The sequence below is a fragment of the Mobilitalea sibirica genome, assembly GCF_015999265.1.
Lineage (GTDB): Bacteria > Bacillota > Clostridia > Lachnospirales > Lachnospiraceae > Mobilitalea > Mobilitalea sibirica.
In genome coordinates this window covers 221,194-236,082 of the sequence record NZ_JAEAGR010000001.1, presented here as the reverse complement: position 1 = coordinate 236,082, position 14,889 = coordinate 221,194, and the positions used below count along the sequence as shown (strand labels likewise).

The following is a 14,889-nucleotide window of genomic DNA, read 5'->3' as shown; positions in this document are numbered from 1 at the left end:
TTACTCCAGACCATGATGTTCAACTTCTCTACAGATTTCAATAATATCAGTATGTATCTTTTGAACAAAAAGCAGATAATCAACAATAATAGCTCCCTCGGGAATATTCACTTCAATGGTTATTGTGATAAAATTAATATTAGGAATACCTTAACCTCTAACTGTTTCTTTCAATTCTATATCTTACTAAAGATTTTTCACCTGTAACATCCGCTAGTCTGTGGCGTTATTTCCCTGTATTTTCTACAGGCATAACTGTTACTGTAGAATTCCCAGTAGTCTATTATGTATCAACTTCCAGTCCTGGTTTAAATTTACCGTTCTAATTTTAACTTTATGCCCTTGTATTAGAAAATCTGCATCTACTTCCTCATCTACCATTGGATACAATAAAATTCCTTCAGTCTGTAAATTTAAACCACCTTTTGCCTCTCCGTTTTTCAAATATGAGAATATCTGATACAGGTTATTTGACCTTAATTTTTTTGAACCCAGATTTGATGTAAAAACTTCTGCATAATATTTTGTATCTATTATTATCTTTCGGTCCTTAGACGTAAGAGATATGTCAGTTTGCATCTGTGGTAAATAGGTAGCATCTCCAACAACATCCCAGCCGATATTTTCTCTTGAAACCTTAAATTCCTCCAGTTCTCTTCTATAAAAATTACGTACAAAGTTTTCATAAAGATATGCCATCTGTCTCTCATCTCTTAAGAAATCCCGAAATTTCGTTTCACCGGTCTGCTCATCAACTAAGATATTATCATAGATAATCTCACAGACCTTCAACACAAATTCATAATATTGATTATTTTTGTTAATCTGTATCTCACGAAAGGTCTTTTTGTTGATTACAATAGAATTAATATCCCTGAAATATCTGCTTAATCTGGCCAAATCATCCTTTAAAGTTTCATCCAGACCTTTGTTCATTATTAATAGTTCTATCGTGGTCTTAATGATTTGGTTATGATGAATATTATGACTCAATTCATCATAATCACATGTCATTTTTCCCTCCATCCATGTAACTCTTTTCATAGAAGATGTAAAATCTATTTTACCTTTGATAGATGGAATTGTCTCATTCCTATTAATGTATTTCCTATCAAACCCCCTTTTGATAAGATATTCTGTTCCGCTTATCATCACCCTAGCAAAAAGGTCAAGTAGGTCATTGCCTCTAATCTTGTCTGTATCTATAATATCTTTTTCCTTTAATCTATCCCATGCATAACACAGCATGAAGTAGATGTTTTTTATAGGTATTCTGTCTGGCATAAGATTACCTTTCCTATGATAATAAATAATCGATTTCAGTTTCTGCTGTTTCCTCGTCGTCAAACCAATATTCCAGAAGAAGTGGCTTTATCTCAGAGAGAATAATTCTACGGTACCATTTATCCTGCGATTCCCCTTGCTTCGGAGTAATACAAAAGTAACTGTGTCCGATTCTATATCCTTTTCCTAGGTTCTTATTATCATCACTTATTTTCTTGTTTAGATGTTCCATACGAGTAATGATTTTATTAAGAAGAAAATCCTCTATTCCTTTTTCCTTCATAAAATTCCGAAACGCTTCTGTTGAGAATGCAGGATTGATACTAATAAAAGAAAAACGTCTTCTTAATGCATAATCCACCATAGCTAAGGAGCGGTCAGCTGTATTCATCATACCTATTAAATACAGATTATCTGGGATATAGAATTTATCATCCTCACTCTGGGCATATGTTAATGGTATCTCATATTCCTTTCCTCGTTTATCAGACTCAATCAACATCATCAGTTCTCCGAATATTTTACTCAGATTTCCTCTGTTGATTTCATCAATAATAAAATAATAATTATGCTCTTTATCCCTCTGCGCTTTCTTACAAAAATCATAAAAAATACCATTCTTTAGTTTGAATTTGCCATCTTCAGTTGGGCGGAATCCTTGTATAAAATCTTCATAGGAATAGTTCTGATGAAATTGAATCATTTGTATCTTAGAGTCATCTTTTAGCTTCATATGTGAATATGCCAACTTTTTAGCAACGAATGTCTTACCTACTCCAGGAGGTCCCTGCAGGATTATGTTTTTCTTATGTTCTAAGTCATAAATAATATCTTCATACTTTTCTTCACTAATAAAAACTTCCTGTAATAGGTTATCTTTAGTATACACATCCGGGGTTTTTACTTCTTCACCCTCTATCATCTCCATGATAATCTCATATTCATTTTCTTTCACTTTAAAGAAGCTCCCAATTGATCCCTGTATCGCCTCTAAAGTTTCACCTAATACTTTTTCACTCCTAATTTCATCCAAGGGAATTGGTCTAAGCAAGTTAGCTGTCTTCTCAAATTCAACTGTTTCACCATTATGTTCTCTACTTACTTTTAAAAGAGAAACGATAGCTCTTGTAGGAGAAGTTTCATATCCAATTACCAAATCTCCTACTTTGGCTTCATCAAAGTACTTATACACATTTCTTTTTGTCCCTTTATCTGTATGTGAGGTATATTCTATTTTTTCTCCAATATTAATGTTATCAAAGCTCCATATAGACGGTTTTGCATTTAACCACCAATAATTGACCTTCTGGCTATCTTCCGCTTCATCATACTCTATTACGGATTGACTATTAATAATTTCTACGGCTCGCTTATACCCTGTATTAGAAATTTGATTAATAGCTTGTACAGATAGCTTATTAGTCTCCATAACCTCTAAAGTTTTATTAAAATCATCTATCACAATGGGCTCCGATGAAATCTTCTCCCACCTTACCCCTATTCGTTGCGCCCATTTTTCATTTGATGATATAAATTTTCTATCATCCTTCTCTTCATAATATTCTTTTATTACTATACCATAAGCCAGAACCTTCTGGTCTCCTGTATAAGCTAATACATAATCGCCTATTTTAACATCCTTGGCAACCTTAATGTTTCTGGTCACAGATGAGTTATCCTGAACATCATACTCATATTGCATTGCAAAGCAATTGTTTTCTTTACAATAATCCCATACCGTTTTATTTTTTATGAAAACATTTAGTAACCACGCTTTTGTGTTATCTGTATCTATATCCCATAAAACCGTGTCAAGTATTCTGTAGTTTTTAAACTTAAAATTATTATCCCTGTATTCTTTAATCTTTTTAACATTCTGAATATAAAAAGGAAGTTCTCCTGGCTTAAGTAAATTTATATCAAGTGACTTATATACAATTGACCCTGCATCTGAGCTGTTATTTAGAACAGGAAATGTAAAAGGCTTTAGATAATGAAGTATTTCACTAACAGAAGCAATACCCATTCCATAGATGTTATTTTTCAGCACCTCATGTGTCTTTTCAAATATTATTTCATCATCATCTATTCTACTTATCTCAATACATAATCTAATAAACCTTCTGGCATCATCTTTAGAAACCTTATTAAATGTAAAGAAGCCTGTACCAAACATACCTATGGAACCATTATTGCCTGAATTCTCATACTGATGATTTTTTGCATTTTCCTGCAATTTATCAACCAAATTCAAAAGTCGATTTTTTTCACTTTGACTTAAATGGCTTTTATTAATTTTCTCTTTCTTCTTTTGGTAGGAAGACTTCCATGTACCTATCCCCATCAAATAGAGCATATCCAAATCTTCTATTCCTAGCTCTTCCGGATTTACATTTGCTAATGCATTAACTGTTTCTCTTACTAATTCATATGCGCCATCATGAGCATCTGGGTTCATTTCTGTTTGAATAGATAATTTTTCATGTAATGTCATAATATTTACATTCTCCTTTGTATTCTGTTTAATACCAGTTAGGCTTTTGTCCTTTAGAATATTTCGTTAGGATTCATCACTATCATTATAATATTTACATACGAATAAACTCTAACTCTCACTACTAATTCTAATATTTTCTTCATAAATTAGTTTTGCAAAATCATTTTTATCTTTCTTAACGTAAGAATCATACAATTCTAAACTTTCCTTTATTACCTTCTTGCATAAACAACATACTTCCCAACAACCAGCATCAGAAAGCACAGCATACGACTTTTTTATCTTGTTACATTTACAAAACCAATACTCTTCTTTCATATTTACCATCACTAATTATATAACATATACTTACACTTAGGATAATTGCTGCACCCAGTAAAAGAACCGTATTTACCTTTTCGTTTTACCAATTCTCCACCACAACGAGGACATATTTTATTAGAAATTTTTGTTTCAGCATCACTAACCTTTTTACGTATAGAAGAAATATGTTCCTTTCGGTTATCCTTCGAATCCACGTTAGCTGATATAATTCTGTTCGCTATATCTTGAATGTCATTTATATTTAATTTCTCTTGATGATAGCTCAATACAATCTTTTTAAGTTGATTAATATATACTACCGGCGTACTTGTTCTTACCTTGATATCAGTATTCCATGAGAAAGCTACTATAGGTATAAATATATCTTCCTTTAAGTTCAATAAAGCTTCCAAAGCCTTCACATGCGCATAATTTTGTTTCAATGGATTTCTAAAATTATATTTCTTTCCGTACATGTTCTTTGTCCACTGGTCAGCAAATTCATTACCGGTAATCCAGCCTTTGTAATTCTTAGTCTCTATAACGAATATACCATATATGGACACAATAATATGGTCTATTTGAGTAGTCCCATAATCAGTTTCCAGCATTATATTATTTAATACTTTATATTCATTCTCTGGTAATCCTGATAAAAGCTTGGCTACTAAAGTCTCACCAAACCAGCCTTTCACTTTTGGAGTTAGTATTCTTATTAATATGCCGAGTACTGCGGCAGCCAGTAAATATAAATATCCTATGTAATCTCCCATAATAAATGCCCCCCTAATATATTACCCATATTACAATTTGTGAATTGTTCCTATTCTATCACTACAGCATGTCATAAAATGATTTCTCACTGATAATAATTAGGTCATTCCCCTTTAAAATCATCTCTTCAGCTTTCTTTTGCTTACTTGACTTTCCGTCCTTAATCGATGAACAATAATCATTATTTCCAAGGACAAGGATATTTGTGTTCCTTGTTACCGAATCAGTAGGAATTCCACCAACTCACCAATTATTACCATATACGGTGGGCATGTCAGTTCTCTGGTAATTGTACCCTCTTCCGCTAGCACAGAGTACACGTTTCTGACCTCTTCTTCTGTATCAAACCCAACATACATTGTAACTTTTTGCGTAAGCTCAGTCTTTTCGGAATTGTCCAAATCTATCAGTCGCACTTCATAGTCACCGAACATAATCTCTGAATGATATACCCTATCATTTATTTCCTCATTCGGCTTTTCCCACCCATAAGCTACCGCATCACGATAGTGGATTAGTGTCTTTACTGTACAGCCGAACGCCCTTTCGTATAGTTTCAACGCCTCATCTGAAGTTCCTGCAAAGCATAGTTGTGTAATAATCTTCATCTTTTTCCTCCAAAAACTCAATCATCAATTTAGTAAATTCAAATTTGTCGTTCGTAATTTTCATACGGTTCCGACACATTATCTATATATTATGAGCCAGCTTTATTTCGTGTAATGCTTATTCGGTACGTTGATATATTGACGGTATGGTTAAAACCACGTCATTATAAATCTTGAATCCGATTTTTTCATAATAACCTGATATATGTTTTTCTGTTTGAACTAACCACTCGCAGTTTGGGAAATGTTCAATACACCTTTTTACCAATTCCTTTCCTATTCCCTTGTTTTGATATTCAGGGTCAATTACTAAATCATAAATTACTGACCTGATAAACATATCGCTCAACACCCTTACCGCTCCAATTAAGCGTTCATTTTCCCATGCAGAAATCACTAAAGTTGAGTTAATAAAAGGAATGTTAAATTTTTTTAATATCTCTGGGTCTGGAGTAATTTCTGAACCTGCCCAACCTGCTAAAAAAAACAAATGATGTAATTGCTCAACAGGTAAATCTTTTTTTGTGTCATTATATGTAATAATCATAAATAACCTCCACTAATAATATGCTTCAGTTCGCATTTTGTAACGAGTACGACCTATATTTATCATTCTAAAATGAGCGAAAAAATCTATCATATGAATGTTTCTTGTTGAATTAACATATCCCAAAGTTTGTCCTTTTGACACATCCCATATTTTAATATATTCCATAATGGATTTACAGCGTATGGTCCAAAAACTTTCATATACGATATGTGCATAAAAATCGCACCTTGCCAAATCAAATCATATTCATTACGAGATATTTTTTCATTTTCATAATATCCCTGCAAAAAAGCCATTGCTAAGTCAAAACGATACTTCATTTCCTCAGTTTCACGATTATATTCCACGAATTGCATAATAAAAGCCCAACCAATGTCAAGGTGCATGCTACCAATACCCGAGTCATCCAAATCTATTAGTATTACCTGGCCATTTAGTCTCATCATCGCATTGTGTGGACCCAAATCTGTATGAATAAAGCATTGGTCATATTTTGTAAAATCAGGTAATTGATTAAGAATTGAATCAAATTCTTTCTTGAATTCTTTATCAGTAAACCATTCATAAAATCTTTTTTTATCAGCATCAAGAGACGATAAATATTGATAATCTGTATAGGAATGAACTAGTCTGGCAATCTTTCCAAGTGAATATTCATCTTCGACGGTTTCCTCTAAAGGCCGTCCTTCAACAAATTCCATTACATAAAACCAAAATCCGTCTTCATGAATATAACAATTTCCGTCTGGTGTATATATAATATCAGGCGCAATGTGCTTTTGGTTTCCTAAATATTCATGTGCTGATACATTACCTTTAATCACATTTTCTGATATTTCATCAGGAATACCTTTTAACAACATGCGTTGATTATTAACCGAGAATGAAAATATTTGTCTGGATGAATCTTCATGGAATTGATTCTCTATTATTACTTCTTGAAATCCCCAGTTCTTTAACACTTTTGTTAAATTAATCATTTTTATCATCTCCAAATATGCATTCTCATTATCGTATAAATTCGTACTCGACAATTCACGAGCTATTAATAATTAATTATACCCCAAAAATATCCATAGTTCTACTATAATTTGCTAATTAAAAATATATCATCCTCATATTTTGATAGTTTTCTATGTCCTTACACCACGGACTTACACCTCATTTTTACATAAATTCTTGCATAAAAAGAAGCACTCTACCATTTTTAACGTGATAGAGTGCTCTATATTTATTTTAACTTATCAAAATGTGAACTGATATTGTTATATCATTACACCACTGAGACATCCTCAAAAGCCCTTTTCTAGCGGTTTTGAAGGCTTTTGCCTCATTATATCCGATAGTAAAATCGAATAAGTGGATTCGCCTACTTTTGATTAAGCGCTGCCTGTGCTGCTGCAAGTCTTGCGATCGGCACACGGAAAGGTGAACAGGATACATAGTTTAATCCTACCTTATGGCAGAACTCGATGGTAGAAGGATCTCCACCATGCTCACCACAGATACCAAGCTTGATATCAGGTCTAGATGCACGACCTTTTTCGGAAGCCATCTTCACTAACTGACCAACACCGTCCACATCAAGTCTTGCAAATGGATCGGACTCGAAGATCTTGGTCTTGTAGTATGCATCTAAGAACTTACCGGCATCGTCACGGGAGAAACCAAAGGTCATCTGTGTTAAGTCGTTTGTACCGAAGGAGAAGAACTCAGCTTCCTCTGCGATTTCATCAGCAAGTAAAGCTGCACGAGGAATCTCGATCATAGTACCAACATGATACTGAATGTCGGAGCCCATTTCTTTCTTCACTGCTTCAGCTGTCTCAACAACAATATCCTTAACATATTTTAACTCTCTCTTCTCACCAACTAACGGGATCATGATTTCAGGAACCACATCGAAGCCTTTTTCTTTCTTAACTTCAATTGCTGCTTCCATAACCGCTCTGGTCTGCATTCTTGCAATCTCAGGATAAGTTACCGCAAGACGGCATCCTCTGTGACCCATCATCGGGTTGAACTCATGTAAGGAATCACAGGTAGCCTGTACTTCCTCAACGGAAAGACCCATATCCTTAGCTAATTCTGCTATATCATCAGCATCGGTAGGAACGAATTCATGTAACGGAGGATCCAGGAAACGAATGGTAACCGGTCTTCCTTCCATAACTTCGTAAAGTCCTTTAAAGTCACCCTTCTGGAAAGGAATCAATTCATTTAATGCTGCTTCTCTCGCTTCAACAGTCTTAGAAAGGATCATTTTTCTGATCTTAGGAATTCTGTCAGCCTCAAAGAACATGTGCTCTGTACGGCAAAGACCGATACCTTCAGCACCGAATTTTACAGCGTTAGCTGCATCTGCCGGTGTATCAGCATTGGTTCTTACTTTTAAGGTTCTGATTTCATCAGCCCAGGTCATAATTCTTTCAAAGTTACCACTGATGGAAGCTTCTACCGTCTTAATATCACCAACGTAGATGTTACCTGTGGAACCGTCAAGGGAGATATAATCTCCTTCTTTTACTGTATTTCCAGCAATTGTGAAGTACTTCTCTTCTTCATTAATTTTAACTTCACCACATCCGGATACACAAGCAGTACCCATACCACGAGCAACAACTGCTGCGTGAGAAGTCATACCACCACGTACGGTCAAGATACCTTCAGCTGCATGCATACCTTCGATATCTTCCGGAGAAGTCTCAAGACGAACAAGAATAACTCTTTCACCTTTTTCATGAGCTTTTACAGCATCTTCAGCAGTAAAGTATACTTTACCGGCTGCTGCACCAGGAGAAGCAGGTAATGCGCTTCCAACAGGTTGTGCTGCCTTTAAAGCTGCATCATCAAAAGTAGGATGTAATAACTGATCTAAGGATTTTGCTTCAATTCTCTTGATTGCATCTTCCTTCGTAATCTTTCCTTCATCTACTAAATCGCAAGCGATTTGAAGAGCAGCAGGTGCTGTTCTCTTACCGTTACGAGTCTGTAAGAAGTAAAGCTTTTTATCTTCAATTGTAAACTCCATATCCTGCATATCTTTATAGTGATTCTCTAAAAGAGTAGCAATTCTCATGAATTCTGCATAAACCTCAGGCATGTCCTGTTCAAGTCTTGTAATCGGAAGTGGAGTTCTGATACCGGCAACAACGTCCTCACCCTGAGCATTGATCAGGTATTCACCATAAATCTTAGCTTCACCGGTGGAAGGATTACGGGTAAATGCAACACCGGTACCGGAGGTATCGCCCATGTTACCGAATACCATTGCCTGTACGTTAACTGCAGTACCCCAATCGCCAGGTATATCATTCATTCTTCTATAGTAGATAGCACGAGGATTATCCCAAGAACGGAATACAGCAGTTACAGCTTCGATTAACTGATCTGCAGGATTTTGAGGGAAATCAGTACCTTTTTCTTTCTTGTAAAGTGCCTTAAATTGTTCAATAACTTCCTTTAAGTCATCAGCTGACAAGTCAGTGTCAAATTGAACGTTTTTCTTTTCCTTGATTTCATCCAGTACTCTTTCAAACTTGGATTTAGGAATTTCCATAACAACGTCAGAAAACATCTGAATAAATCTTCTGTAGGAATCATATGCAAATCTAGGGTTACCGGTCTTCTTAGCAAAGCCTTCAACAGCAACATCGGTTAAACCTAAGTTAAGGATAGTATCCATCATACCCGGCATAGAAGCCCTTGCACCGGAACGTACGGAAACCAATAAGGGATTTTCTGTATCACCGAATTTCTTTCCTTGTTGTTCTTCAAGAACCTTTAAGGAATCGAAAATCTGAGTTTTAATTTCATCCCTGATTTTCTTGCCGCTATTGTAGTAATCTGTACAAGCTTCTGTCGTTACGGTAAAGCCTTGTGGAATCGGAAGTCCTAAATTAGTCATTTCAGCTAAGTTAGCACCCTTACCACCAAGAAGGTTTTTCATATCCGCTTTACCTTCTTTAAACAAATATACCCATTTCGTCATTTTGTAAGTGCCCTCCTAATTATTTATATTATATAATTGATATAGCAAAATCTGTTTGAGTGAAAAGTACTCCACGAGGAGAGTAATTAATCATATAATTAGACTGAATAAAGTGTTAAAATGCTACGCATTCTTTTCCAGCTACAATATATTGCCATTTCAAGCAAGCTTGCATAGCAATATATTGCATCTGGAAAGCACCAATGGTGCTTTTAACACTTTATTCATCATTGTCTTTTATTCTTCTCGTGCAATACTTTTAGCACTCAAACGTTTCCTGCTTATATCACATTATAACTCTATATTGGCATTTTTAGTCACCAAAAAACATTATAACATAGACATCTATTGTAAGAAAAGACTTTTTTTCTAAAATTTTAATTTATTCTCAAAATATGGCTTTAAATCTTCTATTTTTATTCTTTCTTGCTCCATAGTATCTCTGTCACGAACGGTAACACATCCATCGTTTTCTGATTCAAAATCATAGGTAATACAGAACGGTGTACCAATCTCATCTTGTCTGCGGTAACGCTTACCGATATTACCTCTGTCATCATATTCACAATTATACAGTTTACATAAATCCATATAGATCTTCTCAGCAGGTTCTGCTAACTTCTTTGATAAGGGAAGAACACCAATCTTAACCGGAGCCAACGCAGGATGGAAATGAAGTACCGTACGTACATCTCCCTCAGCGATTTCTTCTTCGTCATATGCTGCACACAGGAAAGCCAAAGTTACACGGTCTGCGCCTAAAGATGGCTCTACCACATATGGAATGTATCTCTCTTTCTTCTCATCATCAAAGTAACTCATATCTTCTTTGGATACGTTCTGGTGCTGAGTCAGGTCATAATCGGTACGGTCTGCAATACCCCATAACTCACCCCAACCGAAGGGGAATAAGAATTCAATGTCAGTGGTTGCTTTACTGTAGAAGGAAAGCTCAGCGACGTCATGATCTCTAACTCTCATTTCTTCCTCTTTCATACCGAGGCTCTTTAACCAATCGATACAGAATTGTCTCCAATAAGTAAACCACTCAAGATCCGTATCCGGCTCACAGAAGAACTCCAGCTCCATCTGTTCGAACTCTCTGGTTCGGAATGTAAAGTTACCCGGTGTAATCTCATTACGGAAGGACTTACCGATCTGTCCGATACCAAAAGGTATCTTCTTACGGGAGGTTCTTTGAACATTCTTAAAGTTAACAAAGATACCCTGAGCCGTCTCCGGTCTTAAGTATACAACATTCTTCGCATCCTCCGTTACACCCTGGAAGGTCTTAAACATAAGGTTGAACTGACGGATATCGGTAAAATTATGTTTACCACAGGTAGGACATACAATCGTATGTTCGTCAATGTATTTCTTCATCTCTTCATTGGACCAGGAATCGATGGATCCTTCCATAGTGATTCCTTTATCCATATGATAATCTTCGATCAATTTATCGGCACGAAAACGCTCATGACATTCTTTACAGTCCATCAACGGATCAGAAAAGCCACCCAAATGTCCGGATGCTACCCAGGTCTGTGGATTCATAAGGATAGCACAATCCACACCCACATTATAAGGGTTTTCCTGAATAAACTTCTGCCACCAAGCCTTTTTAACATTATTTTTTAATTCTACACCCAGATTACCATAATCCCAGGTATTCGCCAGACCTCCATAGATTTCTGAGCCCGGATATACAAATCCTCTTGCTTTTGCTAATGCAACTATTTTTTCCATTGTTTTTTCCATACATTCATCCTCGCATCTTTCTTTCATGTTTCATTTAAGGTTTATAGATAACTACCGTCATGTCTTCACTATTACTCTGAACTTTATTATTAGCTGCTAAAGTCACATTCTCGCTATAATACTTTACGCTTCCCTCTACGATAATATCAAAGGGTTCATAAAGTACTACCACCTTATACTTTCCATTATTCATTGCACTGTCCCGATCTACCAGTGATCCATCTTTTGCACTGATAAACTGTTCCGGTAAACTAAGTGCTACATTATCCATATCAGCATTGAAATACGCGGCTGACACATCATTAAATGCACTATAATGAGCCATCCCTGAAAATGTAAGTAGCATAATTGCTTTGCCGTCTCTTAAAAGAAGATCTTTAATCTCTATCTCCTCACTACCTGCCTGCTGGTTATACAGACTAATTTCTTTTTTCACAAATTCATCTAATTCGGATAAATTATAATAAGACTTATCAAAATCCTCGACAAAAGCTACCTGAAGTTCGCCGTTACTTTTAACCAATATGGTATTAGAAGTAATATCCTCAGCCGTTATGTTGACTTCTTTTTTATTACACCCTGTTAGGCTTATAATAAACAATAGTAAAATAATACTAATCGTTATTTTTTTCATATATTATTTCCCTCCATCGGATAGTTTTGGGTTCATATCATTTTAACCTTAAAATATGAGAATTTCAACATGATTTTCTAAAAACTTATATTTATAGAGACATAATCATCTCTAATGACTTGAATTGATGATCAATATAATGTTCCAGATATATCTTAGTACAACGCGTTAATTCATGAAGAACTTCTTCAGATACCGTAAAGGTGTACAGTTTTTCTATCTCTTTCGATATTATGTACTGTAATGTATATAAAGTGGAAGTTCCTATCTTAATTGCACTACGGTCGTTAAACTGGCACTCACTGCACAAAATTCCTCCTGATTTTATAGAAAACCGATAGTCTGTGTAAACAGCAGATCTATGGTTCAAAGTATCTTGTTCACCTTTGATAATCTCCTTTTTATTATCAGCCGGATTTTTCGAACACTTGACACACTGAAACACCTGTGGTGCTTCACCGTTGATTGCCATTGCTTTTACCTCAAAGATAACCTTTACAAGCGATAAAGGAATTGTCTTCTTAGCAATGGCCCGAAGTGTCTGATACAGTAGCTTTAAAACATCCTTTTCATCATTATTTTCCTTCGTTATATAATCTGCAAATTCACAAAAATAAAACCCATAGTATAAGCTTTCGATATCTGACCTTAGCTCCGCGAAATAATTAGAAATCTCAGCCGACATTATATTATAAGAAGATCTTCCGGCATATAGGGTGAATTCACCAAAGGAAAAAGGTCCGCTGCATGCCAATAAGGCGCTGTTTTGTCTACGAGCGCCTTTGGCAAATGCTGTTATTTTTCCATGTTCTTTCGTTAATATTACCAACCGTTTGTCATAATCACCAACCGGCATGGCCGACAGAACCATTCCCGTCACGGTAGTTGATGCCGGCAAGATAATCACCTTCTTTTTCCTTATCCACGACCAGGTAATCTTCTATACTTTCTTCCCTAGTACACGCAATATAATTTAAGTAATCATCAATCTTTCCTGTTTTGATAAACTTCTTCCAACAATCATAATTCTTCATAAATGAGCCCCCTAACCATGATACTTGTTATGTCTTATAAATCCTTACGTGGTTTCTTTTACTTTATATCATTAGGTTTCCCATTTTGTATTTTTCTAAACTGGTTAGAATATCCCATCGTAATTTTAATAATAACACTTGACAAATTCTTATAGTAACAATTCTAACCAAAATATGTGTTTTAAATTATATATTATCTTTATTAGATCTATATATCCAATATAATAAATTAAAGATCAATACAGAGAATTACAATTCAATCAGTGAATCAATAAAAAGATAATATAATCGTTATCGTTAGTATCTATATCTCATTTCTGTTATATCCATAATTTTTTAAAAGAAAATCACTATCTCTCCAATCCTTCTTAACTTTAACCCATAATTGAAGATTAACCTTACAATCCAGTAGATTTTCGATTTCCCTTCTGGATAGAGTACCGATCTGTTTTAACTTACTGCCACCCTTACCGATAATTATTCCCTTATGGGAATCTCTTTCACAGACAATTGTAGCATGGATGTCTATCAAGGCACCGGATTCGGGAGTTTCTTCCCAGGAATCATCAGAATTATTGTTTCGCTCTTTCATCCTGTCGATGCTGACTGCGATACCATGTGGAATTTCATCCTCTAATAATCTGAGTGCTTTCTCTCTGATTAATTCTGCCACAATCTGTCTCTCAGGCTGATCGGTAATAGTATCCTCATCATAGTACTGTGGTCCTTTGGGCAGATATCGAAATACAGTATCTAATAAATCTTGCGTATTCTCTCCTTTTAATGCTGATACCGGAATAATCTCAGCGAAATTAAGGATATCCTTATAGGCCGCTATGAAAGTCAGAATTTCTTCTTTTTTCACGGTATCTATCTTATTAATAACCAAAATAACCGGTGTTCTCACTTTTCCAAGCTGCTCTGCAATGAGTTTCTCACCTGCTCCAATAAAGGTAGTTGGTTCTACCAGCCAAAGCACCACATCCACTTCACTTAAGGTACGCTGCGCTACACTGACCATATATTCGCCCAGCTTGTTTCTTGCCTTGTGTATTCCGGGTGTATCTAAGAATATAATTTGTCCGCGATTATCCGTATATACTGTTTGGATTTTATTTCTGGTTGTCTGAGGTTTATCCGAGGTGATGGCTATCTTTTGTCCGATCAGACGATTCATCAGTGTTGATTTCCCCACATTGGGTCTGCCTATCAAAGTGACAAATCCTGATTTATAATTGTTTTCCTTCATTTTTTATCTCAAGCCTTTCTTATCAGCCGCTACATGGATCATTCATACCCGTTGTATAAAACTAATTGATTTTACATTATTTTAATTACTGTTTCTTTTTTTCTTATACATGAGTACTTCAGTCAACATATTCTATTGTTTTTACACAAATGACATGATCTAAGTTAGCGGCAAAAGTTTATTCTATTTATCTCACATTTTAGACTT

The 14,889-nt window shown here is 35.3% G+C and carries 12 protein-coding genes; all 12 read right to left on the bottom strand.

Annotated features, from left to right (window positions below):
* Positions 1-258 precede the first annotated feature (258 nt).
* Positions 259-1,284: a 5-methylcytosine-specific restriction endonuclease system specificity protein McrC gene (gene mcrC / locus I5677_RS00995; protein WP_197659689.1), complete on the bottom strand. Its 1,026-nt coding sequence runs from the start codon at positions 1,282-1,284 to the stop codon at positions 259-261.
* A gap of 13 nt (positions 1,285-1,297) precedes the next feature.
* On the bottom strand, positions 1,298-3,778 hold the full coding sequence (locus I5677_RS00990; protein ID WP_197659688.1) for an AAA family ATPase: 2,481 nt from the start codon (positions 3,776-3,778) through the stop codon (positions 1,298-1,300).
* Positions 3,779-4,110: 332 nt separating this feature from the next.
* Positions 4,111-4,857, bottom strand: coding sequence for an NERD domain-containing protein (locus I5677_RS00985; RefSeq protein ID WP_197659854.1), 747 nt, complete (start codon positions 4,855-4,857; stop codon positions 4,111-4,113).
* A 216-nt stretch (positions 4,858-5,073) separates the two neighbouring features.
* Entirely contained in the window at positions 5,074-5,466 is a 393-nt protein-coding gene (locus I5677_RS00980; RefSeq protein WP_197659687.1) for a VOC family protein, read from the bottom strand.
* A 118-nt stretch (positions 5,467-5,584) separates the two neighbouring features.
* A complete protein-coding gene (locus I5677_RS00975) occupies positions 5,585-6,013 on the bottom strand; it encodes a GNAT family N-acetyltransferase (RefSeq protein WP_197659686.1) in 429 nt (142 codons plus the stop codon).
* A gap of 89 nt (positions 6,014-6,102) precedes the next feature.
* Positions 6,103-6,996 (bottom strand): phosphotransferase enzyme family protein, encoded by an 894-nt coding sequence (locus I5677_RS00970; protein ID WP_197659685.1) that lies wholly within the window; start codon positions 6,994-6,996, stop codon positions 6,103-6,105.
* A 389-nt stretch (positions 6,997-7,385) separates the two neighbouring features.
* Positions 7,386-10,007, bottom strand: a complete 2,622-nt coding sequence (gene ppdK / locus I5677_RS00965; RefSeq protein WP_197659684.1) for a pyruvate, phosphate dikinase — start codon at positions 10,005-10,007, stop codon at positions 7,386-7,388.
* A gap of 369 nt (positions 10,008-10,376) precedes the next feature.
* Entirely contained in the window at positions 10,377-11,765 is a 1,389-nt protein-coding gene (locus I5677_RS00960; RefSeq protein ID WP_197659683.1) for a glycine--tRNA ligase, read from the bottom strand.
* 34 nt (positions 11,766-11,799) lie between these two features.
* Positions 11,800-12,399 (bottom strand): hypothetical protein, encoded by a 600-nt coding sequence (locus I5677_RS00955; RefSeq protein WP_197659682.1) that lies wholly within the window; start codon positions 12,397-12,399, stop codon positions 11,800-11,802.
* Positions 12,400-12,490: 91 nt separating this feature from the next.
* Positions 12,491-13,297: a DNA repair protein RecO gene (gene recO, locus I5677_RS00950; RefSeq protein ID WP_243456452.1), complete on the bottom strand. Its 807-nt coding sequence runs from the start codon at positions 13,295-13,297 to the stop codon at positions 12,491-12,493.
* Positions 13,242-13,433, bottom strand: a complete 192-nt coding sequence (locus I5677_RS00945) for a hypothetical protein (RefSeq protein ID WP_197659681.1) — start codon at positions 13,431-13,433, stop codon at positions 13,242-13,244. The genes recO and I5677_RS00945 overlap by 56 nt, the downstream gene beginning before the upstream one ends.
* 304 nt (positions 13,434-13,737) lie before the next feature.
* The gene (era, locus tag I5677_RS00940; RefSeq protein WP_197659680.1) at positions 13,738-14,682 is read right to left on the bottom strand and encodes a GTPase Era; all 945 of its coding nucleotides are present in this window, start codon (positions 14,680-14,682) and stop codon (positions 13,738-13,740) included.
* Positions 14,683-14,889: the final 207 nt, after the last annotated feature.